The sequence below is a fragment of the Methylobacterium sp. A52T genome (assembly GCF_053346095.1).
Genome location: NZ_JBKFBI010000001.1, coordinates 1 through 26,862, shown reverse-complemented (window position 1 = coordinate 26,862; position 26,862 = coordinate 1). Strand labels below are relative to the sequence as shown.

The following is a 26,862-nucleotide window of genomic DNA, read 5'->3' as shown; positions in this document are numbered from 1 at the left end:
GCTATCTTTCATTGCGTTTTGGTTTGATGAGCAGGTGCCCGGGCTATCGGCCTATTTCTCCCAGGCAAGCACGCGGCGGGCGCTCTCCTCTCCGCGGAGTTTTGCAACACAGTGGCCTGTCGAAAGCTTTGACAGGTTGGCCCCCTTCCCAAAGATTCGGCTTACGGCAGCCGGCTTGGCGTTCGTTCCGAATGCGCCGATCATCCCCATCTCACTGAGGAAGTCGTCTTCCTCGCCGGAGAAATCGTCGGGCGACTGAGAGATCAGCATGACCGCACCGCCTTTGGAGCGGCTCATGCGGATGAGGCTGCCAAGCGAGGGCAGCTTGGTTCCAAGGACGCGGTGGGCTTCGTCGATGACGCAGAGCGCCCGGAGAGCTCTGTGCCGACCGTCCGGCATTGGTGAATCTGGCAGGCTGTTAAGGTAGGTGTCGAGCGCGTCGAGCATCAGGTTTACCACGATACCGCGACAGGTCTCGGGCACTTCCTGCGGCAAACGGATCACCCAGCTCCGGCGGAAGAACTCCGCCGGTGTCATGGTCGGGGTGAATAGCGGGAAACGACAGATGTCCTCCAAGGCCGCGGTCGCGCCGTCTTCCGGCATTCCCCGGTTATCGTAGACTAGCCGCAAAGCGTCCCGGACGTGCGAGAGCTCGCAGGGCTCGTGCGCCTGAAGGGCGTTCTCAACGGCCTCGGCGACGGCCGGCCGTTGCTTCGCGCCGAGCGCCGAGCCCTTCAACCTGCCAAAAGACTCCCTGAATCGGACCGCGGCCTCGGAGATGCTGAAGCTGTCGCGGGTGCCGAGGGCGAGCACGTCGAGCGGAATGGGCGTACGCGGCGGCTGAATGACCGTCGCCTCGAAAACGCGCTCTAAGCCGTAGCCCTTGCCCTCGGAGTCGGTCGTCAGGTCGCCCTTAAAGTCGAAGGCTATGAAAGGGACCCTGGACCGCTCACGGATGGCCCGCAGCATCGCGACTGCTGTCCTGGTCTTGCCGGACCCGACACCGCCCATGAGGGCGGCATGAGGGCTGCCGCCGGGACCGTTCAGGACCCACTCGACCTTGTTCTTGGTCGACAGATCGTTGGAGATCTCGCCGATGGGGACGCCGATGGGCCCGGACTCCGTCGAGACGTCGAGCATGCCGGCATCGGACGCGCGGCTGCCGCCCTTGGCAGGGAGCCCGGCCACATCGACTAGACGACGGATGAAGGCGCTCTCCTGCCCATCGGCGTGTCTCCACTCCGAATCCAGAAGGGATAGACCTCGACTCCAATGCGCCGTGACGAGCGCGGTGAGGTCCTTGAGGGTGGCGATGTTACCACCGGACTTCTGCGTGATGAGGGCGAACCATGTCGACAGATTGGCGCCCGTTCCGAACAGGGTGTCGCCCTTGACCGACTTACCCAGCTCGATGCTGTCGCCGATGAGCGATGGCGTTCCCTGGGCGGCAAGCGAGCGGGCGATTGCCAGGCGAGCCGGCACGTACCGGGCCTTAACGCCAAGCCGCTTCATGAACGTGTCGTTGAGTTTGTCGCCTTCCCCGTCGGGCCTAAAGTTCGCCCCGGCGACGTCAACCAGCGTAATCGCCATCAGCGTCCCTCAGTCTCAAAGTAGCCATCGCGCGGAACCGAGCTTCCCACGCCGTCGACGTGATCGTGCTCCACGATGTAGCTGCGCAGAACGTGCGGCCGGACGAGCTCGTAGTATTCGCCGACGACCTCAGTGTTGGTCGACAGTAGGATGACCTGTCCCTTCCGCTCGATAAGGTGCTGCAGGACCCCGCGACGGTGCGCGACGTCGAGGCGTCCCAACGGTGTGTCGATGAGCATTGGGAAGACGCGCCCAGACACCTGCGCCACCGCGGAGATCAGGGCCTGCGTGAAAACTTGCTTCTCGCCGGCCGAGAGGTCGAGGTCGCGCACGTCATCACCGCGGCTGTTCAGAAGCCGAACATTGCAGCTCTCGTCGATGTCGACCCGCTCCACCAGATCCTTCTTGTGCGCCATGGTCCGGTGGGCCGCGGTCATGGCTGCGGCAATCTCGGAGATCTGGCTCGGGACAGCTTCCTTCACAATGTCGTCGATCAGGGCGGCCATCCTGTCGCCGCGCGTGGCGCGCCGTAGGGCGGGCTGTGCCTGGTCCATCTGCGCTCCCAGCCGCGCGATGTCCTTGTTCTTCGTCTCGATTTGGCCAGTCAGGCCCGCGACCTCGTTGCGGAGCCCGCCGATTTCCTTGTTGGCCCCGTCTATCTCGCTGTTCAGAGTGCGGAGCCGGTCGCGCTTTTCCTCAAGCTGCGGCGCCACCCCTTCGAGTCGAGAGATGGATTCTTTGATCTTCGAGGCCTCGACCTCGGCGTCGATGACCCGGTCGACGAGTGTGAGGACCTGAGGCGCGCCGAGCTCGGCGACGTCAGCGAGCTTCTGCCGCGTGCGCTGGCGGTCCGCGGACGTGAGGTGAACGTGCATGATCCTGTCGGCGCAATCGTCCGGCGGGGGGTGCCAGAGTGACTCCCAGCAAGTGCCGATGGCCTCGCGCACGCCGGTCACTTGCTTGTCCTGCAGAGTCGGCTCGATCTTCGTCACGGCCTTCGCGAACATGTCTACGAAGCGTTCGAGGTTGCGGTCGCCTTGGGCGCGCCCTGCTTCCCAACCCTCCCGAACTTCTTCGCGCCTGAGCTGGTCCGCGGTCTCGTCGCGAAGCGCGCGCCCGGCCAAGGCCAAGGCCACGTCGCTGGCCAGCAACGTGTGCAGTTGCTCCTGAGCGCGTTCGGCCTCCAAGTTGTACCGGTTCAGGCTGGAGAGCTGTTCCTGCAGCTGAGCCTGCGAGCCGGTTCCATAGCTGTCCAGCTCCCGGGTGATACGCTCGCGCTCCTGGCCCATGTTTAGGAGGTTGGGCGACACCGCGTCGAGTTTCGCCTGCGCCTCGGCGAGCTTGGCGTTCAATTCTTCTCGGTCCTGCTCCAGCCGGGCCAGCGTGCTGTTGGAGCCGGACGGCGTCTCCCGGCGCCGGTCGCGAGCATAGTTTCGCAAGTCCTGGGCGAGCTCTCGGAGCACAGGGATGCCGAGCAGTCCCTCAATGCCGTTCTGAACCTGTGCGCTCATTTCGCGCTCGGCGAAGGTGCTCACCTGCTCGCCGTCGAACAGGAAGAACGCGGCGAGGTAGTATGGTAGGAAGGTCTTGGCAACGTAGTCGCGGAACCACTCGACGCGGTCCTCGCCAGAGTAGGCGTGCGGGCCCACGGGCTTGCGGCGCGCGCCCTCGAAGATCTGGATCTCCTCGTCAGCGGGCTTGAAGGTCCCGTTGTCGCTAAAGTTCCAGATGCGCTTGATCTCGATTTCTTCCTCGTCCTCCTCGTCCAGCCCGAAGAGCAAGGTTACTGAGCAGCTTGTACGGCCGTTGCGTACGGCGTTCCGGTTGATGGCCTTCTCCATGAAGGCACGGTAGCTGGTTGTGAGGCGCTCGACGCCGACATCCGCGAAGGCCGCGCGCGCGATCAGCGGCATCCCATCCTTGCCGAACAGGCCCAGTACGACCGCCTCGAAGAAGCTGGTCTTTCCGAAACCGTTCTGGGCGCCGATGAGGACCAGGTTCTTGTTCGGTGTTGGAGAGGGGAAATCGAACTTGGCGACCGTATAAGCCTTCCAGTCGCGTAATGTTATGGACTTAAGATGCATCGATGTCGTCCATACGGTCCAAGATATCGTCGAATTCGAGGAAGAGGCCGCGCTTCTTTTGCTTGCCAACTTGGGCAAGTTCGGCCTGAACAAGTTCCTCGAATTCCGCTATCCTCACGCCGTACTTGCGACATAACCGGACGACGAGCTGTCGCCCTTCCTTTTGATCCAGGATTACGACGACGTTGCGCGACATCTCTCTCCCCTAGAACCGCCTCGGCACCAGATCCCGCCCTACCGCCGACGCCATGATGACGGCGTCATGCGACCAGATCGAGTGGATGAGGTCGAGCTCTTCCTCACTTATCAGAGGTTGCCCGATTGTGTTCTGCAGCTTCAGTAGCCGGTCAAGGATTTCCCGGCGAGTGGTCGGCGTGAACGGGCCGGGGACAAAGACGCCGTCGTTGGTGATGGTCACCTCACCGTTACGGCGCCGTGCCATTCGGCGGGACCGGTCATTGCGGATGGAAGCAATCCAGTCTCGGAAATCCAGCAGGGGGCCGAACTCCTTGTAGCCGGACTCGACGAATCCTTCGAGGCTGCGGTCCTTGTCGACCACCGTGCAAGTCCAGCAACCGAAGCGCGACGAGGAAGTCCCGCAGGCCGCGACCTCGTTCTTCTGGGTCATAACCGGGCACTCGCCACCGGAAGCATCCTGGTAGAGCTTCATCAGGTAGGCATGCGACCCACCCCAGGGAGGCTCGTTCATGGCCAAGAAGGACCAGACTTCCTTCGTCGTCATTTCGACGATGGGCCGGAACACCATGCATTCGACGAGGTCGTTGTGCCGGTTGAGTCGCTCTCCGTTGTCATAGCGCGCGACCGTGCTAGCACGGGTGGCGCTCTCCGACCGGCGAACCCCTAGGAGTAAAATTACCTGACCGCTCTCCGAGGCGCGTTCCTTGATGTAGCGGCTCGTAGGCTGGATCTTCATGCGGTCCGTGCACCAGCGGAAGGTGCGATTTGGCGGCGGATAACCGCGACCGATGAGGTTCACCCAGAATGACTTGTCAGGCTCCGGAGAGGTAATGGCGACCGTCACCGGCAGATCGAACGCATGGGCTGCATCCTGAATCTCGGCAGTAACTTGGCGAAGATGCGCCACGACAAGCGGGCTTTCCACAAGGGTGTCGTTCGCCACCATGTGGACCGGGCGCGTGCGTTTGCTGCGCGGGATAGACAGGAGAAACTCAAAAACAAGGTGGGCGACGAGAGTGCTATCCTTGCCGCCGGAGAACCCAATAATCCATGGATGCTTATGAGGCTGAGCGTATTCCTCAGCAATCTCTTTCCTGATGTGGTCTAAATCGACCATCGACACCTCGCGCCGGCCCCAACATCTAACGTCGATGGCTCCCTTAGGTGTTCTTACATCGTGCTCGCCCTGGCGGCGAGCCAGCTTGTAACGGTTTCAACCGCCATCGGCTATCACGGTCACGCTTGTAGCAAACTGGGCACGCATAGGTGGGGCGCGCGCCATGCGAGGGGTGGAGCGGCAGTAGCTCCGCTCGGTCCGCGTCGCAGCGCCGAGGTTCACGGCGCCGATGCACGAGGCCGTCGTCTGGCAGCATGGCGTCCGCAGCTACGACGACCCGATACGGGCCTTCGCCGGCACGCATGCTCCGAGGGGGGCATAACAAACCAACTTGATAAAATTGAAGTCGATTTACGAACGATCCGATAAAGTGAGACGCCTTCGCACAAGGGGAAGTGGTCTTTATGAAGCAAGTTACTTGAATTCCATGGTATGAGGAAAGCGAATGCACACCACAACAGATAACGATCTTCGGCGATTCGGTTTCAAGTAACCTTCGCCATTCAGGCTGTGACCATCGAAAGGACGGAGGTCACGAAATGGGCGAGAAGAAGCGACGAATGGCTGCAGGCGGCGACCGTCGGGATGATGTGATCTGTCTCCCAAAGGGTCCGACCCTGACCATGATGCGTGGCATGTCGGTCGCGCAGATCCAGCACTACCTGGACGAGGCCAACGCCACGACCGACCGGGCCATCTCGCGGGGTGTCTCAAAGGACCCGGAATGGCTGCGGAAGCGGTTCGCGGAGGTCGACATGGTCGTCGCCGTGTTTCCCCACGCCGGCGAGCGCGGCGGAGTTGGCATCGCCTGCCTGAAGGGGTGGGGGCGCCTCATGCTCATGTCCCAGGGCAAGCGCGATGCCGACGTGACGATCTTCTACTGGCGCTGCGTCGACCTGTACCAAGCGGAGGCATTCTGCCTGGAGTTTGGCGACGGGCGGCAGGCCATGGCCAGGGCCGAGGCGGAGGCAGGCTCCAACACGGCCTAGGTCTTGGTGGCGACGGGGTGGCCCCACCCCGTCGTCGGAGGCTCGACGCCATCGCGGACGCGCACGCACCGGCCGCCGGGATAGCGCCGGACGGTGCCGTGCCCAGGCAGTACCCACGTTACGGGCGTGCCGGTCGTGTCGGCCTCGATGATGTAGGCGGGGGTTCGCCCCGTGTTGCCGAGCGGCCTCGCGGGCCTGCATCGCGGCGACCAGGGCGGTGAGGGTCCTCATGCCCTCAACGTGTCATCTCGCGCTCCGGCCGGCAACGCATCGAACCGCCCGCATGCCCACGTCGTCGGCCGCGCGATGAGGAGCTCTCGGCGGTAAGCCAAGCAGACGTCGGCCACGCCAGGCTCGCCCATGTAGCGCGTCGCCGGCGCCGGGCCCTCGATGCGGCGAACATGCCAGCCTGTTCCACAGCCTAATCGGAGATCTTCAGCTTGCTTCCTCGTGCTGGAGGCACCCGGTCGCCCTTGCTCAGGATGTGCTGCGCGCCGTCGAGGCCCTTCTTATTGGGCCCTGCCCAGACGAGGTAATACAGGTGACCACCCCGAGAGTTTCGGATTAGCCGCCCCGGGGAGACATGGCCGAACGACTCCTTGAGTCGGCCACGGTACCATTCCAATAGACGGATTCCGGAATCGGCGAGCTTGAGTGTCTCGGCTCCGAACAGACCGTCGCGCTCCTCGTAGGCATGGATGCGCCAATCCGGGCTCCCGAAAAAGCTTTCCAGCGTCGCCTGCCAGTTCTCTTGGATGTTACCGCTGCGCACGAGGAACCGTTGGATGGCCATGCCCAGCGGGAAGTTAACGAACACCTCAATGGCGCCGGTCCGCGCCAGCGCCTCCAACGTCGACCATGGGATGTGCATCCCGAACGGGTCGACGAAGACCACCGCCCGGTGATGCTTCCAGTTGATGCCGCTGTCGAGGATGGCCTGGAGCTCGGTGGCCGCGTCGCCTTCTTTCACGACGATGCGGCGGGTATCGCCGTACTCCTCCGCCAGCGCATGCAGCTCGGCGACGCGCTCGGGGTTGCGCTCGATGAAGACGTAGCGCGAAAACGGGTTCTCTACGTCGAGCGCCACGCGGGGTGAGCCTTTGAGGTACTCGACCGCCTCGGCGTCCGCGGCCGGCTCGGTGTCGAACAGGCTGACTTCCGGCGCCGCCTTCGGCTTGGTCCGAACCTTGGCCCGGCCGGGGCCGGCGAACGCGTCGACGAAGATGGTGCCCCGGCACCACCAACCCTGGTTCTTGAGCACCTTGGTGTAGAACCCAAGGTACTCGCCCAGTGCGTCCAGCTTCTCCTTAGCCCAAGGGCCGACGCCTTCCTTGGGCTTCTTCGTCATCCGGCGGCAACCTTAGAGCGACGTTGAGCGACAGGAAACTCGCTCCACTCCCGTCCGTCCAGGCTGCGGCCGCCGGATTTCGGGCGGAATCCACCCCATTGCTTGAAGAAGAAGGCCACATCGGCCACGACGCATTGGTCCCTGACCTCCCGGACCCACTCCGGGTCCATCGGTCTGGCGCGGGGGCCACTCTCGCCGCCGACGATGACCCAGTCGATGCCTTCGAGGTCGAGCCGACCGACGGGCGCGACCAGGGGCTCGATAGAGAGAAACCGGATGCCGGCCGGAGCTTGGCGAAGGTGACGGATGCGCGAGACCCTCACCCCGTCCTCGACCGACACCCCGCACCAGATGTGCGCCGGCCCTCGGCTCGCGCCGTACCGGCGACGGAGGAAATCCCGCATGAGGGAGGAGCGCTTCGTTAGGAGCTGGAACGTGTGCCAATTCGCCCGCTCCATCGTGTCGAAGACGCGAGCGACGAACTCCTCGGGCACCTCCTTGTGGAACAGGTCCGACATGGAGTTCACGAAGATCATGCGCGGCTCGCGCCACGCCAGCGGTTGCTCCAAGCGCGTCGGGCGAAGGGTCAGGTCGAACCCAGTCTCGAATGGGTGACCCGGCACGCCACGGAACCGTTCTGAAAAGCGCTCGGCATAGCAGTTGTCGCAGCCGGGGCTGATCTTGGTGCAGCCCGTCACCGGGTTCCAAGTCGCATCGGTCCACTCGATGGCGGTTACGTCGGCCATGCGCGAACACCTAGCATCCGCCGGGATAACGGACGACCCGTTGGTTGTGAGGCCCCCAACTTCAGGCGTCTTGGCACCCGTGGTCGCGCTGAAGCCGTGCCCGCGTTTCGTCGGACCGCGTCATTCATCGCTACGTGGTGAGGATTCGGTGCGGCGCATTCGAATCAGCGCCAGGCTCCGCCAGTGCCTGCGACTGGTATCACGCTGGTATCACGCTCGCCGGTGATACCAGTCTGGGCGACTAAGCCATTAAAAATCATGGAGCGGGCGATCGGGATCGAACCGACGACATTCAGCTTGGGAAGCTGACGTTCTACCACTGAACTACGCCCGCCGACATGGTCGGCACGGATACGACCCGTCGCGGAGCGCGAACTCCGAACGGCGCCGTGCGCTCATGTACGGCCATGGTCTAGCAGTTCGAGGGCGACGGCGTCAAACGGGTCCGGCATCCCCGGTCGTGATCCCCGGGCGGCCCCGCGGGAGCCCGGCGCGCCGTCCCGGCGGGGTCGGCGGAACGCCGCGGCGCGCGGGCCGTTTCGCTCGACGAAGCGCGCGTGGCGCCGGACCGAGACCCTGCTGACACCATGTGCGGAATCTGCGGCGAGATCTGCTTCGACCGGCCGGCCGACCCCGCCGCCGTCGACGCGATGATGGGATCTCTGCGGCCGCGCGGGCCCGACGCGGCGGGGCTCTTCGGTTCCGGCCGGGTCGTTCTCGGCCATCGCAGGCTCAAGATCATCGACCTGTCCGAGGCCGGTCAGCAGCCCATGATCGATCCCGCCCTCGGGCTCGCGATCGTGTTCAACGGCTGCATCTACAATTTCCGCGCGCTGCGCGCCGAACTCGAGGCGAAGGGCTACGCGTTCTTCTCGACGAGCGACACCGAAGTGGTGCTCAAGGCCTTCCACGCCTGGGGAACTGCCTGCGTCGAGCGCTTCGCCGGCATGTTCGCCTTCGCGATCCTGGAGCGGGATTCCGGGCGGGTCGTGCTGGCGCGCGACCGGCTCGGCGTGAAGCCGCTCTATTACAGCGAGACGAAGGGCCGCTTCCGCTTCGCCTCGTCGCTCCCGGCCCTGTTAGCCGCCGGAGACGTCGATACCGCGATCGATCCCGTCGCGCTCCACCACTACATGACCTGGCACGCGGGCGTCCCGGCCCCGCTCACCATCCTCAAGGGCGTGCGCAAGCTGCCACCGGCGACGGTCCTGACGATCGAGCGGGACGGGACGCGGCACGCGTCGACCTACTGGACCCTGGCGATCGGCCCACGCGCGGCCGACCGTGGCCGGACCGAGGCGGATTGGCGCGAGGCCGTCCTCGACGCCCTCGGCACCGCCGTCGAGCGCCGGCAGGTCGCCGACGTCCCGACGGGGGTTCTCCTCTCGGGCGGCCTGGACAGCTCGCTGCTGGTGGCCCTGCTGGCGCGCGGCGGGCAGCGGGGCCTCAAGACCTTCTCGGTGGGCTTCGACGCGGTGAACGGGGTCGAGGGCGACGAGTTCAAGTACTCGGACATCATCGCCGAGACCTTCGCCACCGACCACACGAAGCTCGCGGTCGACGGCACCCGGACGCTGGAGGCGCTGCCCGCGGCCATCGCGGCGATGTCGGAGCCGCAGATGAGCCACGACGCGGTGGCCTTCCTCCTGCTCTCGCAGGAGGTCGCCAAGCACGTGACGGTGATCCAGAGCGGGCAGGGCGCCGACGAAGTGTTCGGCGGCTATCACTGGTATCCGAAGCTGATGGGCTCGACGGACCCGGTCGCCGACTACGCGAAGGCGTATTTCGACCGCGACCATGCCGAGATGCGGGAGGCCCTGACGCCCGACATGGTCGGCGGCGATCACAGCACCGACTACATCGCGACCTTCTTCGCGAACTCGCGGAGCGACAGCGCCATCGACAAGACTCTGCAACTCGACCAGGAGGTCATGATGGTCGACGATCCGGTCAAGCGGGTCGACAACATGACGATGGCCTACGGCCTCGAGGCGCGGGTACCGTTCCTCGACCATGACCTCGTCGAGCTGGCGGCCCGCATCCCGGCGGAGCTCAAGGTCCGGGACGGCGGCAAGTACATCCTCAAGGAGGCCGCGCGGGCTGTCGTCCCCGCCGAGGTGATCGACCGCGAGAAGGGGTACTTCCCCGTTCCCGCGCTGAAGCACATCCGCGGCCCGTTCCTCGACTACGTCCGCGACGTGCTGGACCGTCCCGAGGCGCGCGCGCGCGGCATCTTCAACCGCGCCTACGTCGATCACCTGCTCGCCGATCCCGACGGCACGCTGACGCCCAAGGGCAACTCGAAGCTCTGGCAGGTGGCCCTTCTGGAGAGCTGGCTCCAGACGCACGGCGTCTGAGACGGGCCGCGGCACGCCTTTCGCGACGGATCGTGATCGATCGCGCGCTCAAGGTGCCGCGCTTTGTCCACGATCGTCCCGGATCAGCCGGTCGACAGACACCCGGAGAAGCCCGTCGATGTGCCGCTGGATCGCCTACGCGGGACGCACCATCCCGCTGGAGCACTACGTCACCGAGCCGTCCCACAGCCTCGTCTCGCAGAGCATCGCGGCGCTCGAATCGACCGCGGCGACCAACGGCGACGGGTTCGGGCTCGGCTGGTACGGCGATCACCCGGAGCCCGGCCGGTACCGCGAGGTTCAGCCCGCTTGGTCGGACGACAACCTGCGCTACCTGTGCCGGCACCTGCACTCGCACCTGTTCTTCGCGCACGTGCGCGCCGCGACCGGGACGCCGATCACCCGGCCGAACTGCCATCCCTTCGCCTGCGGTCCGTGGCTGTTCATGCACAACGGCTATATCGGCGACTGGAGCCGCCTGCGGCGGCCGGTCGAGGCGCTGATCCCAGACGAGCTGTACCCGTCGCGCGCGGGGACCACCGATTCCGAGGCGATCTTCCTCGGGCTGCTGGGCTGCGGCCTGATGGGGCCGGGGCCGCGCCGCGATCCGGTCGAGGCGACGGCGCGCGCGCTCGCGCGCCTCACGGATCTCGCCGGGCCGCATCCGTTCCGGTTCACCGCGGCGCTGGCCGACGGACGCGATCTCTACGCGTTCCGCTACGCCGCGAATGACAAGGCGAACTCGCTCTACTACCGCGCCTCGGAGGGTGGCGTGGTCATCGCCTCGGAGCCGCTCGACCGCGATCACGGCACCTGGACGACGGTCGCCGAGAACAGCGTGCTCGTCGCGCGGCGGGACGCGCCGGTGGAGATCCTGCCGCTGGCGCAGTTCGGCCTTGCCGCGCCGCCGGTCGACGGTTCGATCCGCCGGTTGCGCGCCTGAGCGACGCCGCTCAGGCGACGCGGGAGAGGCTGCCGCTCTGCGAACCCTGCGTGCTGCGGGCGGAATCGTAGGCGCGATTGCGCAGGGCGGTCTCGCTCGGGAGCTGGTCGATCACGTTGCCGGACGACGGATCGACCACCTGGAACACGATCGAGCTGGTGTCCGGATCCTGGATGTACCGCGCCTTGCCGCCGTTCGTGCCGATGTCGAGCTTCACCGCGGGCTCGAGCGGCTTGGCGGGGGTCTCGGGCTCGGGCGCCTGCTGGGTCACGGCGGCGGCGGCCGTCGCTCCGAGCGCGTCGAGGCCCTGCGGCCCCGGCGTCGTGGATGTCAGCGTTCGGATCTCCATCGCCGGTCTCCTGCGATCCTGTGATCGAAGGATTGAGGCGCGGTCCTGCCTAATCGTTCCTTAATGGCGACCGCCGGTCCACCGGATGATGCGGCGGGATCGGAGATGCGATGAACATCGCGTTACCGGGGCGACACAAATCCGTGCTGAATTTGCTCCTGGGTCGACTCGGCGCCCAGCCAGTTCGTCTTCCCGCGGCGGGGCCGCGGCCCGCCGCGCGCAGCGTGGAGCACGCGATGTACAGGATCTCGGCGATGCTCGTCCTGGCGACAAGTCCGGCGCTCGCCGCGCCGGCCGCGGCTGGCGATCCGGGTACGCGCGCGCCGTTCATCCGCGAGCACCGCTGCGCCGTCGCGGAGCGGCTCGACGCCATCCACAAGCGCGGGCCGGTCGACGTCTCGCGCGACCGCTTCATCGTCGTCGCGCCGCACGGACAGGCGCGGCGCTACGTCCAGTGCATCTTCCAGGATCGGGATACGCGGATGTTCTGCGAGGCCGCGTCGGGCGCCTACGGACCACCCGGCCGAAGGCGCCTGCGGCTGGATGCAACGGCCCGGCAGGCGCTGGCGGCGCTCGGATACGTCCAGGCGGACCCGGCGGAGAATTTCGCGCGCCTCGTGGAGCTGGGAACGCCGCCCGACATGGGCATCGCCGCGGACCTGATGCTCGCGGCGCTGCACGATGCCTACGGCGCCCGCCCGGGCGACATTCTCGATATTGAGGCCCCGCACGGCGGAACGCCGGGGCTTCGCTGCGGCGCGCCCGAATCCTGAGCGGACCGGGCGCGCCGCCGTCTCACTCGGCGGCGTCGACGTAGAGCTTGCCGCCCTCGGCCAGGAATTCCTGCGACTTCGCCCGCATGCCGGCCTCGGCCTCGGCCTTCGACATCGCGGGCGCCGCGCCCACGACCTCGCCGGCCTCCTCCATCGCCAGCACCTCGGCGCGCAGGTCCTGCGTGATCTTCATCGAGCAGAATTTCGGCCCGCACATCGAGCAGAAATGCGCGACCTTGTGGGCGTCCTTCGGCAGGGTCTCGTCGTGGAAGCGCCGGGCCGTATCCGGATCGAGGCCCAGGTTGAACTGGTCCTCCCAGCGGAAGTCGAACCGGGCGCGGCTGAGCGCGTCGTCCCGGAGCTGCGCGGCGGGATGCCCCTTGGCGAGGTCGGCGGCGTGGGCGGCGATCTTGTAGGTGATGACGCCGGTCTTCACGTCGTCCCGGTCCGGCAGGCCGAGATGCTCCTTCGGGGTGACGTAGCAGAGCATCGCGGTGCCGAACCAGCCGATCATGGCGGCGCCGATTCCCGAGGTGATGTGGTCGTAGCCGGGGGCGATGTCGGTGGTCAGCGGGCCGAGGGTGTAGAACGGCGCCTCGCCGCACTCCTTCAGCTGCTTCTCCATGTTGACCTTGATCTTGTGCATCGGCACGTGGCCGGGGCCCTCGATCATCACCTGGCAGCCCTTGTCCCAGGCGATCTTGGTCAATTCGCCCAGCGTCTCCAGCTCGCCGAACTGGGCGGCGTCGTTGGCGTCGGCGATCGAGCCCGGGCGCAGGCCGTCGCCCAGGGAGAACGACACGTCGTAGGCCCGCATGATGTCGCAGATCTCGTCGAACCGCTCGTAGAGGAACGATTCCCGGTGCCCGGCGAGGCACCAGCGGGCCATGATCGAGCCGCCGCGCGAGACGATGCCGGTGACGCGCCGCGCGGTCAGCGGCACGTGGGCGAGGCGCACGCCGGCATGGATGGTGAAGTAGTCGATGCCCTGCTCGGCCTGCTCGATCAGCGTGTCCTTGAAGACCTCCCAGTCGAGCTTCAGCGGGTCGCCGCCGACCTTCTCCAGCGCCTGGTAGATCGGCACCGTGCCGATCGGGACCGGGCTGTTGCGGATGATCCACGAGCGTATGTTGTGGATGTTGCGGCCGGTGGACAGGTCCATGACCGTGTCGGCGCCCCAGCGGATCGACCAGACGAGCTTCTCGACCTCGTCGGCGGCCGAGGAGGTCACGGCGGAGTTGCCGATGTTGGCGTTGATCTTGACCAGGAAGTTCCGGCCGATCGCCATCGGCTCCAGCTCGGTGTGGTTGATGTTGGCCGGGATGATCGCCCGGCCGCGGGCGATCTCGTCACGGACGAATTCCGGGGTGATGAAGGGCGGGACCGAGGCCCCGAAGCTCTGGCCGTCGGCGAGCGCGGCCTCGGCGCCCGCGAGCATGGCCTCGCGGCAGACGTTCTCGCGGTGGGCGACGTAGATCATCTCCTCGGTGATGATCCCCGCGCGGGCGAACTCGTACTGTGTCACCATCTGGCCCGGGGCCGCCTTGCGGACGGTCCGCTCGGCGGGGCAGGGGGCCACGAGCTTGTCGCCCGCGAATCCGTTATCCTCGGGCTTCACCGCGCGTGGCGCGACGGCCGCGTAGCCGCGGGCCGCGACCCAGGGCTCGCGCACGCCGGGGAGGCCGGCATTGAGGTCGATGCGGGCATCGGTCTCGGTGTAGGGGCCCGACGGGTCGTAGACCCGCACCGGTTCCTCCTTCGGATCGGAGAGGACAATCTCGCGATAGGGGACGCGGATGTCCGGCCGCCCGGCCGGGTTCGCGTACGCCTTGCGCGATCCGGTGACCGGACCCGTGGTCACGGTCTCGGGGCTGCCTTTCACGTCCTTCGGGAGAACGGGTGCGTTCATCGTGGGCCTCTCCTCGTGCTGGAGCGGTCCGGTCCACGCGATGGCCGAGATGAGATGAGGTCGCGCGAGATGCGACCGCAGGTTCCCGTCCCTCCGCCGGTATGAGCCGGATCAGGTTCAAGGGTCAGGGCAGCGTGCCCAATCTCAGCCCTCTTCAGGGCCCCCCTCGGAACGGTTCCAGACTCGGGCCCGCGGACGGCTTTGTCAATGCTGACCGAGCGCCCTAGAAAACACATCCCCGAAACCGTTCGTCCGAACGCACGCGTTCTCCCGCACCCAATCGCACCGCGATCGCACCGCAATGCGCCTCATCGCCGGCCTCCTGCTCGCCGCGCTCCTCCTCTGCGGGCTGGCCTGCGCCGCGCTCGCGCTCGGGCAGCGCCGGTTCCTCTATCCGGGCGCCTTCGGGCCGCAGAACCCGTGGACGATCCCGCCGGGCCTCGCGACGATCACGGTCGCGACCCCCGATGGCGAGACCCTGCACGGCCTGTGGCGGCCGCCGCGGCCGGGCTGCGGCGTCGTCGTGAGCTTTCACGGCAACGGGTCCCGCCCCGAGCCGCACGCGGCCCGCTTCGCCGCGGAGCCCTGGCGGGCGCGCGGCTGGGGCGTGCTCACCGTGGCCTATCGCGGCTATCCCGGATCCACCGGCAGCCCCAGCGAGGACGGGCTGATCCGCGACGGGCTGGCGGCCGTCGAGGCCGCGCGGGCGCGGGCGCCCGGGGCGCCGATCCTCCTCCACGGACACTCCCTCGGGGCCGCCGTGGCCGTTGCGGTCGCCGAACGGGTGCCGACGATCGGCCTGTACCTGGAGGCGCCGTTCGACTCGATGACCCACACCGTGCGGCTGCATGTCCCGCTAGCCCCGATCTGGCTCCTGCGCGACACGTACCGCTCGGACCTGCGCATCCGCGACGGGACGGTGCCCGTGCTGATCGTGCAGGGCCGCGACGACACGGTGGTGCCGGCCAAGCTGGCGCGGAACCTCGCCGCGGCGGCCGGCCCGCGGGCGCGGATCGACGTGATTCCGGGGGACCACGTCTCCATCCTGGGGAGCCGGGATCGCGAGGCCGAGGCGCTGTTCGGACAAGGCGTCGGTCCGGCCTGCCCGCAGCCGGTGGATCAGCAGGGGTAGGAGAAGGAGGCTCGCGTGGTCGGACGGCGCTCGCAGCGCTGGAGCGCCGAGGATCCGGACGCGCCGGGCGTCCCGGGCCCGCCGGACCCGGTCTGCCCCCTCTGCGAGCGCCCGATTCCGCGCCGCGCCCGCTCCAGCCTCCATCACCTCACGCCGAAGCTGAAGGGCGGGACCCATCGCGGCACGGTCCGGCTGCACCAGATCTGCCACTCGGCGATCCACGCCCGCTACAGCGAGGCGGAGATCGCCAAGCGCCTCGCCGACGTCGAGGCCCTGCGCGCCGATCCGGAGATCGCGCGCTTCCTCGTCTGGGTCCGCGGCAAGCCCGACGATTTCCACGCCGCCACGCGCATGACCCGCGAGCGGAAGTCGGCGCGCCGCAAGATCTGACACCTGCCCGGCCGGCGTTTACCGGGCGTTCGTCACATCCGCAGGTGGCCGCCGCCCCGTTCCTTGCCGTCAACCCGAACCGGTCCAGGATCGCCCCGATCGCGAGGGTGGGGACGATGGCCGGGGTCGGGGATACGGGGGATCGGCTCGCCTGGGTCGATATCGCCAAGGGGATCTGCATCCTCCTGGTCGTCATGATGCATTCGGTCATCGGCACCGGCGAGGCCATGGGCGGTGAGGGCTTCCTCCACCCGGTCGTCGCCTTCGCGAAGCCGTTCCGGATCCCGGACTTCTTCCTGCTCTCCGGCCTGTTCGTGGGACGGGTCATCGACCGCGACTGGCGGCTGTTCTCCGATCGCCGGGTCGTCCACTTCGCCTATTTCTACCTGCTCTGGCTGGTGATCCAGTCGGTCGCCAAGTACGGCAAGATCGTCGGCGATGCCGGTCCCGCGGCCTTCGCGGCGCACCTCGCGCACGCGCTGGTCGAGCCCTATTCCAGCCTCTGGTTCATCTACCTGCTGGCGGTGTTCTCGGTGGTCACCAAGGCCCTGCGCCGCGTGCCGGGCGGCCTGCTCCTCGCCGGCGCCGCCCTGCTGCAGATCGCCGACATCCGCAGCGACTCGACCCTGATCGAGGAGTTCTGTGCCCGCTACGTCTACTTCGTCGCGGGCTACCTGTTCGCCGGGCGGATCTTCGCGCTCGCCGACGCGGCGCGCCGCCACGTCCCGCTCGCCCTCTGCGGCCTCGCCGCCTGGGCGGTCCTGGAAGGCTGGCTCGCGCTGACCCCGTCGGGCCTGCCTAATCATCCGACCCTCGCCAGCCTGCCGCTGGTGAGCCTCGCTCTCGGCGCGGCCGGTGCCCTCGCCATCGTGGTGGCGGCGGCTCTGATCGGCCGCGCCGGCGGTCCCGTCGCCGAGGCGGTCCGGACCTGCGGCCAGCGCTCGATCGTGATCTACCTCGCCTTCTCGCTGCCGATGGCGGCGACCCGGGAGATCCTCGTGCGCACCGGCGCAATCACCGATATCGGCCTCGCGAGCCTGACCGTCATGGCCATGGCGGTGATCCTGCCGCTGGTGCTGGAGCGGCTCGTCCGCGGGACGGCGCTCGACCTGCTGTTCGTGCGGCCGCGCCGGTTCCGGCTGGTCGGGTCCGGGTCCGGGCCGCGCGCGGCCCTGCAGGCCAGCTGAGGGCCCTCAACCGTCGAAGGCGATGCCGATCCGCCGGCTGCGCCGCCACGCCACGGTGGCCGGGCGCGGTTCGGTGCCCGCGCTGACGCGCAGCGGGAAGCGGTCCGGCACGGCCTGATCGTCCTCGACCTCGATCTGCGCGCCGACGTCGGTGGCGTCCCAGACCAGGCAGCTCACCTCGCCGCCGTCGAGCAGCACGGCGCCGAACGTGAAGGCGTTCTTCCGGAAGGTGCCGCGGCGATTCTCCGTCATCAGCTCCTCCATCCGGTCTCGCGGCTCCGCGGAGCCGGACGATGCCGGATCGCGGTTAACAGGGCAAATACGTTCCCGTGCCTGCCCTGCTAGGCCGAGATCAGTACTCGTCGGGATCACCCCGGTAGCGGCGCGGCCCCGGCCCGTAATCGTCGTCGTAGGAGCGGCGGGGCGGCGGGCGGTCGTAGTCGCGGCGGTCGCGGTAGGCGTCGCGCCGGTCGTCGTAGCCGTCATTCCGGTAGCCGCCCCCGCCGCCGTAGGCACCCCCGCCGCCACCGCCGTAGCCCCCGCCGCCCGCGTTGATCCGCGGGGCGTACCAGCAGCTCTTCGCCTGGCCGGGCGCCGGATCGCCGAAGGTCTGGGTGTTGCAGGGCACGACGCCGCCCTGCGGGAACGGCCGGCCGTTCGTCCGGCCGGGCACGCCGTAATAGACGTTGGTGGGGTAGGGCATCCGGCAGACGCCGCCCTCCTGCGCGCAGCCGACCAGGTTCACCGTGTCGAGCTGGTAGGCCTGGGCCGGGGCGGGCGCCAGCGCGCCGCCTCCCAGCGTGATGGCCCCGAAGGCCAGAGCGATCCGAATCTGCACGTCCCCGATTCCCCCGTGGTTTGCGGTGCGGGTGCCGAATAATCCGGTCGGCGGCTTCCGGCCAGCGGCCGCGCTCGCTATGGCGTCGCACGAGGACGCGCGCGGGCCGGTCCGCGGCCGGCGCGTCGGTGATCGGGCGGAACGCCCCGTCGGCGGACGGGAGACGGCGCCCCGGGAGGCCTTGATGAGGGATGCGTCCGCGCAGGAGCTTCTGCTGCTCAGCGCGCTCCAGGAATGCCGGATCCAGCTCGACGCGGCGCGCAAGGACGAGGCGGCCCGCGCCGCCGTCCGGGAGGAGCTCGAGGCCGCGCTCCGCCGCGAGGCCGCTCTCGCGGCGGCGATCGTGGAGGAGCGCGAGCGGACCGAGGCCGTCCGCCTCGTGCTTCAGGCGCTGCTGATGAGCGTCCGCCGGTTCGGTCTGCGCCGGCGCCTGTTCGGGACGCGCATCGCGCGGCTCGGCCGCGAGACGCCGGATTCCGGTCCGCAGGCGGCGCGCCATCCCGTTCTGCTCGCCGAGGCGCGACGGGTGCTCGGCAAGCCGTCGCCCGAACCGCCGGCCGAGCGGTGACGGCGGTCGCCGCCCGAGCGCCGCGCGGCGCGGCTCCTCACGGCGCGGCGCCGGCGTCGCCGGGCGCCGCGGCCAGGACGATCAGGGCCGTCAGAACGCCGAGGGGCAGGACGATGCTGCCGAAGGCGAGATGCGCGATCCCGAAGGCGCCGAACAGCGCGCCCGCGGCGAAGGCCGCGATCGCCGGGAGCACGCGCAGGAACCTCTCCCGGGTCTGATCGCGCTGCGGGCCGCGTCCCAGGACGAGGTCGGTCGCGTCGATGACGGCCTGGCTGACGCTCACCGTCATGACCGTCGTGGGGGCGAGATGGCCGAGAGACAGGCGGCCGATGGCGTTCTGTAACCCCATGGCCGCGACCGCGAGCATGCCGACGGCGATGGAAGCGGCACTGTCCGCTCCGCCGAGGGGCGACCACACGGTGCCGCACAGCCCGAATCCCGCGAGCAGGGCCACCTCGACGGCGAGGAGCCAGGGCAAGGGGTCGAAAGCCCGCCGCTCCAGCGCCAGGGCCAGGATCCGAGCCCCCGCCACCGCCCCGACGAAGACGGGCAGCGCCAGGAGCTTGGCCACCACACCGCTGGAGCTCGCGACCAGCTCGGCGCCGATCAGCACGAAGTTGCCGGTGACGTGAGCGGTGAAGAGGCCGGTCAGCGCGATGAAGGCCGCCGCGTCGACGAAGCCGGCGACGAACGCCAGGGCGGCGCCGGCGAAGGGACCGCTCCCCGGCCTCCGAGATCGCGCGGGACTGGTCATCGTCTCAGTCGGCGAAGGGCGTCGCCGTCAGGCCGACCGGCATCCGCGGATTGGCGAAGTAGTCGGGCCAGCGATCGCAGAGGTACAGGATCGCGACCAGCACGGTGGCGATCGCCAGCAGGGAGGCGAGCACCTCCGTGACCTGCGTGGCCCATTTCCCGAGCGTCGGGATGGCCATGAGGCCGCCGACGAACAGCGTGGTCACAATAACGGGTGCGGACATCGGGCGGGGCTTCGCGGCGCGGCTCTGGGACGGGGCTGTCCCGAACCCTAACGCCGCGCGGCGCCCGCAGGTTACCGATATCGGTTATCGTGACTCATGATAGGCAACCTGAACATCGAGCTGCTGCGCTCGTTCCTGGCCGTCGTCGAGAGCCGCAGCTTCACCGCCGCCGCGCAGGCTCTCGGTCTGCGGCAATCCACGGTGAGCGGGCACATCGCGCGGCTCGAGCAGGCGCTCGGTCGCGCGGTCCTGACACGGGACACGCACCGGGTCGCACCCACGCCGGACGGTCAGGCCATGATCGGCTTCGCCCGCGACGTGGTGGACGCGCAGGACCGGCTGCGGGCCTTCTTCTCGCCGGAAGGCCTGCGCGGCCGTATCCGGCTCGGCGTCTCCGAGGATTACACCCTGTCGACCCTGGCGCAGGTCCTGGCCCGCTTCGCCGATCGGCACGACGCGGTCGATCTCCAGATCACGGTCGGTCTGAGCCGCGCCCTCTACCAGGGCTACGATGCGGGCGAGCTCGACGTGATCTTCTGCAAGCGGCGGCGCGGCGACCCGCGCGGGGCCTTGGCCTGGGCGGAGGACCTGATCTGGACGGGCCGGCCCGGCCTCGTGCCGGATCCCGCCAAGCCCTTGCCCCTGGTGCTCTACCCGCCACCGTCGATGACCCGCACCCTGGCGCTCGACGCCCTCGAGGCGGTGGGCCGGTCCTGGCGGGTGGCCTGCACTAGCGGAAGCCTGATGGGGCTGCGGGCCGCCGTCGAGGCGGGCCTGGGCATCGCGCCGCACTCGGCCAAGATCCTGCCGCCGGGCCTCGCCGCGATCTCCGAGGCGGCCGGCCTGCCGCCGCTCGGCGCGGTCGAGTTCGTCGTGCTCGGCCCGGGTCGCCACCACGCGGCGGCGACCGCGCTGCAGGAGACGATCCTGGCGAGCACGGGCGAGCTTCAGGGCGCCGCGCGCTAGCGCAGCGTCCTCCCGGCACGCGGTGGCCGGGTTCGATCCCGACCGTCCGGCACGGTCCTTAACGGATTGGCCAGCCTTTTTCCGCACCGTACCGCGAAGCGGTCACAAACGGTTTCGACAAGGATCGCCGGCGGTGCCGGCCCCGGTGTCGTTGCCGGACGGGGCGCGAAACCGCCGCATTTGGCGTGCGGAAACCGTCCTGCGGCGTGCCTGACGGTCGCGCCTCGCGGCGGAACATTCGAGAACGGGATGCATGGCCAAGGGTCGGGGCAGGATTGAGCCGAACTTCGACGTGCCCGAAGGGCGCGCGCGGGATCGCGGCGAACTCGACCTGCGCCTGACCCGTGAGGACCGTCCCGGGGCAGGAGACGGCGTGGCGAAGCGATCGGGCGGCGGAGCGCGGCAGCCGAGCAAGGCGCCGGCGCGGACAACGGGGCGGGCGAAGGCCTCCGGTCGCGGCCGACGCCGGCGTTCCTGGCTCGGCCGCATCGTCTACGGCTGCGTCGTCCTCGGCCTCTGGGGGGTGATCGGGCTCGCGGGGCTCATCGCCTATCACGCCTCGCAGCTGCCGCCGATCGACCAGCTCGCGGTGCCGAAGCGACCGCCCAACATCGCGATCCTGGCGAGCGACGGCTCCCTGCTCGCCAACCGCGGCGAGACCGGCGGCCGCGTCGTCTCGATCAAGGAGCTGCCGCCCTACCTGCCGCGCGCCTTCGTGGCGATCGAGGATCGGCGCTTCTACCAGCATTTCGGCGTCGACCCCGTCGGCATCATGCGGGCTATCGGCCAGAACCTGACCCGGCGCGGCGTGGCGCAGGGCGGCTCGACCCTCACCCAGCAGCTCGCCAAGAACCTGTTCCTGACCCCGGAGCGCTCGGCCTCGCGCAAGATCCAGGAGGCGATCCTCGCACTCTGGCTCGAGCACAAGTACACGAAGGACGAGATCCTCGAACTCTACCTGAACCGCGTCTATTTCGGCGCCGGCGCCTACGGCGTCGAGGCGGCGGCGCAGCGCTATTTCGGCAAGCCCGCCAAGGAGGTGAGCCTCGCGCAGGCCGCGATGCTCGGCGGCCTCGTGCAGGCGCCCTCGCGCCTCGCGCCGAACCGCAACCTCCCGGCCGCCCAGGCCCGCGCCGCGCAGGTGCTCGCCGCCATGCAGGAGCTGGGCTTCGCGTCGGCGCAGGACGTCAAGGTGGCGCTCGCCCAGCCGGCGAAGCCCGCCAACGCCCGCGGCGGCGGGTCGGCCAATTACGTCGCCGACCTCGTGATGGACGTGCTCGACGATTACGTCGGCAAGTTCGACACCGACATCACGGTCCAGACCACGGTCGATCCGAGCCTCCAGGCGGCCGCCGAGAAGGCGCTCACCGACGAGCTCAACGCCAAGGGCACGCGCTACAACGTCAGCCAGGGGGCGCTGGTCTCGATGCGGCCGGACGGCGCCATCCGCGCCCTGATCGGCGGCCGCGACTACGCGCAGAGCCAGTTCAACCGGGCCACGACCGCCAAGCGTCAGCCCGGCTCCTCGTTCAAGCCCTTCGTTTACCTCGCGGCCGTGGAGCACGGCGCCACGCCCGACACGGTCCGGGAGGACGCGCCGATCCGGATCGGCAACTGGGCGCCGGAGAACTACTCCCACCGCTACGAGGGGCCCGTCACCCTGCGGACGGCGCTCGCCCAGTCGCTCAACACCGTCGCGGTGCGCCTCGGCCAGGAGGTCGGGCCGAAGACCGTGGTCCAGACCGCCCAGCGGCTCGGCATCACCTCGCCGCTCCAGGCCAACGGCTCCATCGCCCTCGGCACGTCCGAGGTCACGCTCCTGGAGATGGTCGGCGCCTACGGGGCCTTCGCCAACGGCGGCATCGGCGTGATCCCCTACGTGGTCACCGCCGTGAAGAGCCAGGACGGGAAGGTCCTCTACAAGCGCTCCGACAACGGTCTGGGCCGGGTCATCGACGCCAACGCCGACGGCATGATGAACGCCATGATGCACGAGACCTTCGTCAGCGGCACCGGCAAGAAGGCCGACATCCCCGGCTGGGACCTCGCGGGCAAGAGCGGCACCACCCAGGATTATCGCGACGCGTGGTTCATGGGCTTCTCGGGCAGCCTCGTGACCGGCGTCTGGCTCGGCAACGACGACGGCGAGCTCACCAAGAAGGTCACCGGCGGCAACCTGCCGGCGGAGATCTGGAAGACCTACATGACTCAGGCCCTGAAGGGGCAGACGCCGGTCCCGCTCCCGGGCCTCAACCGCTGGCGCCGCCAGCCGGAGACGACCGCCTCGGTGGCGAGCGCCGCCCCGGCGGGTCCGGGCGGGTTCCTGGGCCAGATCCTCGGCGAGCCGGATGCGCCGGCGCCGCGCCAGGCCGCGCCGTCGCGGCGCGCCCCGAAGGACGACCGCAACTTCATCGAGAAGCTGTTCGGCATTGGTGACTGACGCTCCGCGGTCGCCGCGTTCGTCGGGACCAGGCGGCGGCGCGATCGCGCCCAGGCTCTGGCCCACGGTGACCGCTTCGTGCCGAAACTGACAGCCGCGGCGGCCTGTATTTGTATTAGCGGTGATTCAGAGCTTCTTAGTGCCGCCAATAACCGCTTTTTCAATCTTCGCTGACGTAAGATCGGGTGAACAGTAAGCCCGTCAACCGCAATGGCGCGGTTCGTGGCAGCCCGATCGAGCCCATGCTCCTGCGCGCGACCGCTACAGCGATCAGAGCTCACCTGGACGATCGCGCCTCGCGCCTGATCGCGGCGGCCGGCACGTGCCTGCTGCTCTGCCTCGCGCTGCTCGGCGTCTATCTCTGCCTGGATCTGCGCGACGTCGCTTGGCACAACGCGCGCCGCAACGCCGGGAATCTGCTGGCGGTGATCGAGGAGGGCGTGGGCCACAGCCTGCGGGTCTACGACCTCTCGCTGCGGAACTGCGCACGGCTCGCGAGCCGCGCCGACATCGCGGCCCTGGACCCGGATATTCGGCGCCTGGCCCTGTTCGACACGGCTGTGGCGGGCTCCGGCCTCGGTCCGATCGCCGTTACGGACGCGGCCGGCGACGTCCGGCTGACGAGCGATCCCGGCGTGCAGACCCGGCCCAACATGCGCGCGCTGCCGGAATTCGAGTTCCATCGGTCGAATCCCGAAGGGGGCCTGATCCTGTCCGGGCCGACCGTATCCCTCATGACCGGTGAGCCCATCATCCGCATGACCCGGCGGATCCGGACGCCCGACGGCTCATTCGCCGGGATCGTCTCGGGATCGATCAGGCTCGCGCATTTCCAGGCGCTGTTCGAGCGCCTGCACTTCGACGACGGCATCGCTCTGAACGTCTTCCACCGGGACGGGACGCTGCTGATCCGGGCGCCGGCACGGCCGGCGGCCCTCGGCCAGAGCATCAGCGCGAGCCCCGGCTACAAGATGTACCGGGCCAAGCCGCGCGGCGAGTTCCAGGGACGCTCGTTCCTCGACGGCGTCGAGCGGGTCTACAGCTTCGCCGACCTCGACGACCTGCCGCTGATCGTGACCGTGGCGACGGACGTCGACAGCATCCGCAGCGTCTGGATCTACAAGGCGGCGATCGTCGCCGTCCTGATCCTGTGCCTCTGCGTCCTCGCCTTCGGCCTGACGATCCTGCTGCACCGGGAGGTCGGGCGCCACGTGGCCGCGGAGGCCTCCAGCCGCGAGGCCAACGCCGCGCTCGCCGTACTCGCGCGGACCGACGGCCTGACGGGCCTGCCGAATCGGCGCAGCTACGACGAGCACTTCGCCGTGGAGTGGAAGCGGGCCGCACAGCTGCGGACGCCCCTGGCGCTGATGATCGTCGATGCCGACCACTTCAAGCAGTTCAACGACCGCTTCGGTCACCAGCGCGGCGACGAGGTGCTGAAAGCGGTGGCGGAGTGCCTGCAACGCACCCTCGATACCGCCGGCCTGAGCTTCCGGATCGGCGGCGAGGAGTTCGTCGCCCTATTGCCGGGCGTCGACGCGACGGCCGCCAGCGTCGCGGCGGAGCGCATCCGCCGGGCCGTGGTGAACCTCCGCATCCCCCACGCCCCGGAGGTCGGGGGCATCGCCACGGTGAGCATCGGCGTCGCCTGTGCCGACCCGGCCGGCGGCGATCCGCCCGAAGGGCTGTTCACGGCGGCCGACGCGGCCCTCTACGCGGCCAAGAAGGCCGGGCGCAACCGCGTCCGCGCCGCCGCGCCGGCGGATCCCGTGGCCCTGGCGCTGCGGGCCTGAGCGGGCCCGCGGCTCACAGCATCGGCAGCATCCGGGGCCGCGGTCCGCGCGGGAAATGCGCGTCGATCAGGGCGATCTCGGCCGCGCCGAGGTGCAGGTCCGCCGCGCCGGCATTCTCGACGGCCCGGTCCGGGCGACCGGTCTTGGGGATCGTGAACGTGCCCGGCAGCCGGGTCAGGTAGGCGAGGGCCACCGCGTAGGGCGTCGTGCCGTGGTTCTGCGCGATCCCCGCCAGGACGCGGCCGCCCGCGCTGGCCGGATCGGGGAAGTCGCCGCTGCCGAAGGGCGAGTAGCCCACCATCGCCACGCCGTGCTTCTCGCACCAGGGGAGCACGGCGTGCTCGATGGCCCGCTCGTTCAGGTGGTAGAGCACCTGATTGCAGGCGATCCGGTCCGGCCCCGCGATGGCGCGGACGCGATCGAGATCCTCGACGTCGAAGTTGCTGACGCCCCAGGACAGGATCTTGCCGGCCCGGCGCAGATCCTCGAAGCCGGCGATCGTTTCCTCGAGCGGGTGCTGGCCCGGCCAGTGCAGCAGGTAGCAGTCCAGCCGGTCCGTCCGCAGACGCCGGAGCGACGCCTCGCAGGCCCGGGCGACGCCCCGGCGCGTCGCGTTGCCCGGCACCACCTTCGAGACGAGGAACACCTCCTCGCGGCAATCCGCGACGGCGGCGGCGACGATCGCCTCCGCGTCCCCGTACATCTCGGCGGTGTCGATATGGGTCATGCCGGCGTCGATCCCGGCCCGCAGCGCCCGGACCGCGTCCGTCCGGTCCGAACTGTCGATGTGCCACGTGCCCTGGCCGATCACCGGCACAGAGACGCGCGTCGCGCCGAAGCTCCTGGCGTACATGGCAGCGCTCCCTCTTCGCTGTCACAGGGGGTTGCTGGCGGCGGTCCGGTCGAGTCCCGGGCCGCCGGCGTATCACGGATCGGCCGCGCAACAACCCGGCACGCCTTACTCGCGCCATCTTGGGGCGTTGAGCAATGGCATGCGGCCTCCCGCGGCGCTAAACTTTAGGCCCATGCCCGAAGTCCGGCGGCGCGGGCTCGCCGAGTCTGCGCCGCCCCGCGCAGCGCCGCCGCGCAGGGCCACGCGACGCCCGGACCCGCGCACGGTCCGTCGGCTGGCCATGCTGGAGACGCCTCGATGCTGCCGGCCCACCGGATATTCTGGGGTCTGATCCTGCTGGCGGCGGCCGGCGCGGGGTTGCTCTACAACATCATCTTCGCGGCCGGCGCCTCGCCCCTCGCCGGATTCACCTACGGCCTCTGCATGGGCGCCACGGTGCTGGCCTTCGACCGCGGGCTGATCCTGGCCGGCCTGCAGGCGAAGATCCGGCGGCTGCCGGCCTGGCTCTACGTGCTGGCCGCCGAACTCGCCTATGTCCTGATGATCATGGCGGGCAACGCCCTGGGCGGCCTGCTCGTCTGGGCGTTCGCCCTGACACCGGACGACCTCACGACCGCGACCCGCATGACCGCGCGGGTCCTCGCCTACGCCCTGGCCGTGTCGGGCCTCTTGGTCTTCGTCATCCGGATGCGCGACCTGATCGGCGGCGAGGTGTTCGTGAATTTCATGATCGGCCGCTACCACAAGCCGGTGGCGGAGGAGCGGGTCTTCCTGTTCCTCGACGTGGTCGGTTCCACGGCCTTCGCGGAGACACACGGCGACCTGCGCGCCCAGGAATATCTCAGCGCCGTGTTCGCGACGCTCGCCGAGCCGGTGCGGCGCAACGGCGGCTCGGTGGACGACTATATCGGCGATCTCGCCATGGTGACGTGGCCGATGGCCCGCGGCCTGAAGGACGCGCGCTGCGTCACCTGCGTGTTCGAGGTGCTCGACCGGATCGAGGCCGACGCCGCGGCCTGGACCGCCCGGTTCGGGACGGTTCCGCGGCTGCGGGCGGCGCTGCACGGCGGCTCGGTGGTCACGGCCGAAGTCGGGGTCGACCGCCACAAGATCGCGTATTTCGGCGACGCCGTGAACGTGACGTCGCGGATCGAGGCCCTGTGCCGCCCGCTGGGCGTCGGCATCCTGATCTCCCAGGATCTGCTCAACCGCCTCCCGCGCCTGCCGGCCGGCGTCCGGGCGCGGTCCCTCGGCGCCCACGCGCTCCGCGGCCGCGGCGCGCCGCTGTCGGTGGCGACGCTCGAGCGCGGAGCCG

General features: G+C 69.0%; 25 protein-coding genes, 1 tRNA gene and 1 riboswitch. Of the genes, 12 read left to right on the top strand and 14 right to left on the bottom strand.

Features of this window, described 5'->3' with window-relative positions; all coding sequences use genetic code 11:
* Nucleotides 1–51 precede the first annotated feature (51 nt).
* The 4 genes from ACLBYE_RS00130 to dndC are packed head-to-tail and all read right to left on the bottom strand — an operon-like array spanning nucleotide 52 to nucleotide 4,989.
* A complete protein-coding gene (locus ACLBYE_RS00130) occupies nucleotides 52–1,590 on the bottom strand; it encodes a type IV secretion system DNA-binding domain-containing protein (protein ID WP_447692528.1) in 1,539 nt (512 codons plus the stop codon).
* Entirely contained in the window at nucleotides 1,590–3,674 is a 2,085-nt protein-coding gene (gene dndD, locus ACLBYE_RS00125; RefSeq protein ID WP_447692527.1) for a DNA sulfur modification protein DndD, read from the bottom strand. Before dndD ends, ACLBYE_RS00130 begins: the two co-directional genes overlap by 1 nt.
* Entirely contained in the window at nucleotides 3,664–3,870 is a 207-nt protein-coding gene (locus tag ACLBYE_RS00120) for a hypothetical protein (RefSeq protein ID WP_447692526.1), read from the bottom strand. The genes dndD and ACLBYE_RS00120 overlap by 11 nt, the downstream gene beginning before the upstream one ends.
* Nucleotides 3,871–3,879: 9 nt before the next feature.
* Nucleotides 3,880–4,989, bottom strand: a complete 1,110-nt coding sequence (dndC, locus tag ACLBYE_RS00115) for a DNA phosphorothioation system sulfurtransferase DndC (RefSeq protein WP_447692525.1) — start codon at nucleotides 4,987–4,989, stop codon at nucleotides 3,880–3,882.
* Nucleotides 4,990–5,624: 635 nt separating this feature from the next.
* On the opposite strand from dndC, the gene ACLBYE_RS00110 reads away from it, so the two are divergent.
* Complete coding sequence (locus ACLBYE_RS00110) at nucleotides 5,625–5,978, top strand: hypothetical protein (RefSeq protein WP_447692524.1); 354 nt, start codon at nucleotides 5,625–5,627, stop codon at nucleotides 5,976–5,978.
* 421 nt (nucleotides 5,979–6,399) lie between these two features.
* Here the strand turns inward: ACLBYE_RS00110 and ACLBYE_RS00105 are convergent, their stop codons facing one another.
* The 3 genes from ACLBYE_RS00105 to ACLBYE_RS00095 form a co-directional block, all read right to left on the bottom strand.
* The gene (locus ACLBYE_RS00105) at nucleotides 6,400–7,326 is read right to left on the bottom strand and encodes a three-Cys-motif partner protein TcmP (protein WP_447692523.1); all 927 of its coding nucleotides are present in this window, start codon (nucleotides 7,324–7,326) and stop codon (nucleotides 6,400–6,402) included.
* A complete protein-coding gene (locus ACLBYE_RS00100) occupies nucleotides 7,323–8,072 on the bottom strand; it encodes a DUF5131 family protein (protein WP_447692522.1) in 750 nt (249 codons plus the stop codon). Before ACLBYE_RS00100 ends, ACLBYE_RS00105 begins: the two co-directional genes overlap by 4 nt.
* Before the next feature lie 259 nt (nucleotides 8,073–8,331).
* A tRNA-Gly gene (locus ACLBYE_RS00095) sits at nucleotides 8,332–8,406 on the bottom strand.
* A gap of 253 nt (nucleotides 8,407–8,659) precedes the next feature.
* Here ACLBYE_RS00095 and ACLBYE_RS00090 point away from each other — a divergent pair.
* Both ACLBYE_RS00090 and ACLBYE_RS00085 read left to right on the top strand, forming a co-directional pair.
* Nucleotides 8,660–10,429 carry an N-acetylglutaminylglutamine amidotransferase gene (locus tag ACLBYE_RS00090; RefSeq protein ID WP_447692521.1) on the top strand — a complete coding sequence of 590 codons (1,770 nt, stop codon included), beginning with the start codon at nucleotides 8,660–8,662 and terminating at the stop codon, nucleotides 10,427–10,429.
* 118 nt (nucleotides 10,430–10,547) lie between these two features.
* Nucleotides 10,548–11,372 (top strand): class II glutamine amidotransferase, encoded by an 825-nt coding sequence (locus ACLBYE_RS00085; RefSeq protein ID WP_447692520.1) that lies wholly within the window; start codon nucleotides 10,548–10,550, stop codon nucleotides 11,370–11,372.
* 10 nt (nucleotides 11,373–11,382) lie between these two features.
* On the opposite strand, the gene ACLBYE_RS00080 is transcribed toward ACLBYE_RS00085, so the two are convergent.
* A complete protein-coding gene (locus tag ACLBYE_RS00080; RefSeq protein ID WP_447692519.1) occupies nucleotides 11,383–11,721 on the bottom strand; it encodes a hypothetical protein in 339 nt (112 codons plus the stop codon).
* Nucleotides 11,722–11,957: 236 nt separating this feature from the next.
* Here ACLBYE_RS00080 and ACLBYE_RS00075 point away from each other — a divergent pair, with 236 nt between their 5' ends.
* Nucleotides 11,958–12,494: a TY-Chap domain-containing protein gene (locus ACLBYE_RS00075; protein ID WP_447692518.1), complete on the top strand. Its 537-nt coding sequence runs from the start codon at nucleotides 11,958–11,960 to the stop codon at nucleotides 12,492–12,494.
* A gap of 22 nt (nucleotides 12,495–12,516) precedes the next feature.
* Here ACLBYE_RS00075 and thiC read toward each other — a convergent pair whose 3' ends face one another.
* The gene (gene thiC, locus ACLBYE_RS00070) at nucleotides 12,517–14,403 is read right to left on the bottom strand and encodes a phosphomethylpyrimidine synthase ThiC (protein ID WP_447692517.1); all 1,887 of its coding nucleotides are present in this window, start codon (nucleotides 14,401–14,403) and stop codon (nucleotides 12,517–12,519) included.
* A gap of 71 nt (nucleotides 14,404–14,474) precedes the next feature.
* Nucleotides 14,475–14,580, bottom strand: a riboswitch (TPP riboswitch).
* A 124-nt stretch (nucleotides 14,581–14,704) separates the two neighbouring features.
* On the opposite strand from thiC, the gene ACLBYE_RS00065 reads away from it, so the two are divergent.
* The 3 genes from ACLBYE_RS00065 (at nucleotide 14,705) to ACLBYE_RS00055 (ending at nucleotide 17,112) form a co-directional block, all read left to right on the top strand.
* A complete protein-coding gene (locus ACLBYE_RS00065; protein ID WP_447692516.1) occupies nucleotides 14,705–15,535 on the top strand; it encodes an alpha/beta hydrolase in 831 nt (276 codons plus the stop codon).
* A 15-nt stretch (nucleotides 15,536–15,550) separates the two neighbouring features.
* Nucleotides 15,551–15,925 carry a restriction endonuclease gene (locus ACLBYE_RS00060; RefSeq protein WP_020092825.1) on the top strand — a complete coding sequence of 125 codons (375 nt, stop codon included), beginning with the start codon at nucleotides 15,551–15,553 and terminating at the stop codon, nucleotides 15,923–15,925.
* 116 nt (nucleotides 15,926–16,041) lie between these two features.
* Complete coding sequence (locus ACLBYE_RS00055) at nucleotides 16,042–17,112, top strand: acyltransferase family protein (RefSeq protein WP_447692515.1); 1,071 nt, start codon at nucleotides 16,042–16,044, stop codon at nucleotides 17,110–17,112.
* A 6-nt stretch (nucleotides 17,113–17,118) separates the two neighbouring features.
* Here ACLBYE_RS00055 and ACLBYE_RS00050 read toward each other — a convergent pair whose 3' ends face one another.
* The gene (locus ACLBYE_RS00050) at nucleotides 17,119–17,364 is read right to left on the bottom strand and encodes a pilus assembly protein PilZ (RefSeq protein ID WP_447692514.1); all 246 of its coding nucleotides are present in this window, start codon (nucleotides 17,362–17,364) and stop codon (nucleotides 17,119–17,121) included.
* A gap of 100 nt (nucleotides 17,365–17,464) precedes the next feature.
* On the bottom strand, nucleotides 17,465–17,950 hold the full coding sequence (locus ACLBYE_RS00045) for a hypothetical protein (protein WP_447692513.1): 486 nt from the start codon (nucleotides 17,948–17,950) through the stop codon (nucleotides 17,465–17,467).
* A gap of 184 nt (nucleotides 17,951–18,134) precedes the next feature.
* Between ACLBYE_RS00045 and ACLBYE_RS00040 the strand changes: the two genes are divergently transcribed.
* A complete protein-coding gene (locus ACLBYE_RS00040; RefSeq protein WP_447692512.1) occupies nucleotides 18,135–18,518 on the top strand; it encodes an ATP-dependent helicase in 384 nt (127 codons plus the stop codon).
* A 37-nt stretch (nucleotides 18,519–18,555) separates the two neighbouring features.
* On the opposite strand, the gene ACLBYE_RS00035 is transcribed toward ACLBYE_RS00040, so the two are convergent.
* Together ACLBYE_RS00035 and ACLBYE_RS00030 are read right to left on the bottom strand one after the other, a co-directional pair.
* The gene (locus ACLBYE_RS00035; protein WP_447692511.1) at nucleotides 18,556–19,272 is read right to left on the bottom strand and encodes a YoaK family protein; all 717 of its coding nucleotides are present in this window, start codon (nucleotides 19,270–19,272) and stop codon (nucleotides 18,556–18,558) included.
* 4 nt (nucleotides 19,273–19,276) lie between these two features.
* Nucleotides 19,277–19,495, bottom strand: coding sequence for a hypothetical protein (locus ACLBYE_RS00030; protein ID WP_020092819.1), 219 nt, complete (start codon nucleotides 19,493–19,495; stop codon nucleotides 19,277–19,279).
* Nucleotides 19,496–19,591: 96 nt separating this feature from the next.
* Between ACLBYE_RS00030 and ACLBYE_RS00025 the strand changes: the two genes are divergently transcribed.
* The 3 genes from ACLBYE_RS00025 to ACLBYE_RS00015 all read left to right on the top strand — a co-directional run bounded on the left by ACLBYE_RS00025 (nucleotide 19,592) and on the right by ACLBYE_RS00015 (nucleotide 24,694).
* Complete coding sequence (locus ACLBYE_RS00025) at nucleotides 19,592–20,461, top strand: LysR family transcriptional regulator (protein WP_447692510.1); 870 nt, start codon at nucleotides 19,592–19,594, stop codon at nucleotides 20,459–20,461.
* 253 nt (nucleotides 20,462–20,714) lie between these two features.
* Nucleotides 20,715–22,901 carry a transglycosylase domain-containing protein gene (locus ACLBYE_RS00020; protein ID WP_447692509.1) on the top strand — a complete coding sequence of 729 codons (2,187 nt, stop codon included), beginning with the start codon at nucleotides 20,715–20,717 and terminating at the stop codon, nucleotides 22,899–22,901.
* A gap of 242 nt (nucleotides 22,902–23,143) precedes the next feature.
* Entirely contained in the window at nucleotides 23,144–24,694 is a 1,551-nt protein-coding gene (locus ACLBYE_RS00015; RefSeq protein WP_447692508.1) for a diguanylate cyclase domain-containing protein, read from the top strand.
* 13 nt (nucleotides 24,695–24,707) lie between these two features.
* Here ACLBYE_RS00015 and ACLBYE_RS00010 read toward each other — a convergent pair whose 3' ends face one another.
* On the bottom strand, nucleotides 24,708–25,547 hold the full coding sequence (locus ACLBYE_RS00010) for an aldo/keto reductase (protein WP_020092815.1): 840 nt from the start codon (nucleotides 25,545–25,547) through the stop codon (nucleotides 24,708–24,710).
* A gap of 297 nt (nucleotides 25,548–25,844) precedes the next feature.
* Between ACLBYE_RS00010 and ACLBYE_RS00005 the strand changes: the two genes are divergently transcribed.
* On the top strand, nucleotides 25,845–26,862 hold a 1,018-nt coding region (locus ACLBYE_RS00005; protein WP_447692507.1), incomplete at its 3' end, for an adenylate/guanylate cyclase domain-containing protein.

Excerpts from the sequence above, each read along its gene's own strand:
- ACLBYE_RS00040 (WP_447692512.1), top strand. The coding sequence starts at position 18,135 with ATGAGGGATGCGTCCGCGCAGGAGCTTCTGCTGCTCAGCGCGCTCCAG.
- ACLBYE_RS00090 (WP_447692521.1), top strand. The coding sequence starts at position 8,660 with ATGTGCGGAATCTGCGGCGAGATCTGCTTCGACCGGCCGGCCGACCCC.
- ACLBYE_RS00100 (WP_447692522.1), bottom strand. The coding sequence starts at position 8,072 with ATGGCCGACGTAACCGCCATCGAGTGGACCGATGCGACTTGGAACCCG.
- ACLBYE_RS00030 (WP_020092819.1), bottom strand. The coding sequence starts at position 19,495 with ATGTCCGCACCCGTTATTGTGACCACGCTGTTCGTCGGCGGCCTCATG.
- ACLBYE_RS00035 (WP_447692511.1), bottom strand. The coding sequence starts at position 19,272 with ATGACCAGTCCCGCGCGATCTCGGAGGCCGGGGAGCGGTCCCTTCGCC.
- dndC (WP_447692525.1), bottom strand. The coding sequence starts at position 4,989 with ATGGTCGATTTAGACCACATCAGGAAAGAGATTGCTGAGGAATACGCT.
- dndD (WP_447692527.1), bottom strand. The coding sequence starts at position 3,674 with ATGCATCTTAAGTCCATAACATTACGCGACTGGAAGGCTTATACGGTC.
- ACLBYE_RS00025 (WP_447692510.1), top strand. The coding sequence starts at position 19,592 with ATGATAGGCAACCTGAACATCGAGCTGCTGCGCTCGTTCCTGGCCGTC.
- ACLBYE_RS00105 (WP_447692523.1), bottom strand. The coding sequence starts at position 7,326 with ATGACGAAGAAGCCCAAGGAAGGCGTCGGCCCTTGGGCTAAGGAGAAG.
- ACLBYE_RS00120 (WP_447692526.1), bottom strand. The coding sequence starts at position 3,870 with ATGTCGCGCAACGTCGTCGTAATCCTGGATCAAAAGGAAGGGCGACAG.
- ACLBYE_RS00050 (WP_447692514.1), bottom strand. The coding sequence starts at position 17,364 with ATGACGGAGAATCGCCGCGGCACCTTCCGGAAGAACGCCTTCACGTTC.
- ACLBYE_RS00075 (WP_447692518.1), top strand. The coding sequence starts at position 11,958 with ATGTACAGGATCTCGGCGATGCTCGTCCTGGCGACAAGTCCGGCGCTC.
- ACLBYE_RS00130 (WP_447692528.1), bottom strand. The coding sequence starts at position 1,590 with ATGGCGATTACGCTGGTTGACGTCGCCGGGGCGAACTTTAGGCCCGAC.
- ACLBYE_RS00055 (WP_447692515.1), top strand. The coding sequence starts at position 16,042 with ATGGCCGGGGTCGGGGATACGGGGGATCGGCTCGCCTGGGTCGATATC.
- ACLBYE_RS00065 (WP_447692516.1), top strand. The coding sequence starts at position 14,705 with ATGCGCCTCATCGCCGGCCTCCTGCTCGCCGCGCTCCTCCTCTGCGGG.
- thiC (WP_447692517.1), bottom strand. The coding sequence starts at position 14,403 with ATGAACGCACCCGTTCTCCCGAAGGACGTGAAAGGCAGCCCCGAGACC.
- ACLBYE_RS00080 (WP_447692519.1), bottom strand. The coding sequence starts at position 11,721 with ATGGAGATCCGAACGCTGACATCCACGACGCCGGGGCCGCAGGGCCTC.
- ACLBYE_RS00015 (WP_447692508.1), top strand. The coding sequence starts at position 23,144 with ATGCTCCTGCGCGCGACCGCTACAGCGATCAGAGCTCACCTGGACGAT.
- ACLBYE_RS00020 (WP_447692509.1), top strand. The coding sequence starts at position 20,715 with ATGGCCAAGGGTCGGGGCAGGATTGAGCCGAACTTCGACGTGCCCGAA.
- ACLBYE_RS00085 (WP_447692520.1), top strand. The coding sequence starts at position 10,548 with ATGTGCCGCTGGATCGCCTACGCGGGACGCACCATCCCGCTGGAGCAC.
- ACLBYE_RS00110 (WP_447692524.1), top strand. The coding sequence starts at position 5,625 with ATGTCGGTCGCGCAGATCCAGCACTACCTGGACGAGGCCAACGCCACG.
- ACLBYE_RS00010 (WP_020092815.1), bottom strand. The coding sequence starts at position 25,547 with ATGTACGCCAGGAGCTTCGGCGCGACGCGCGTCTCTGTGCCGGTGATC.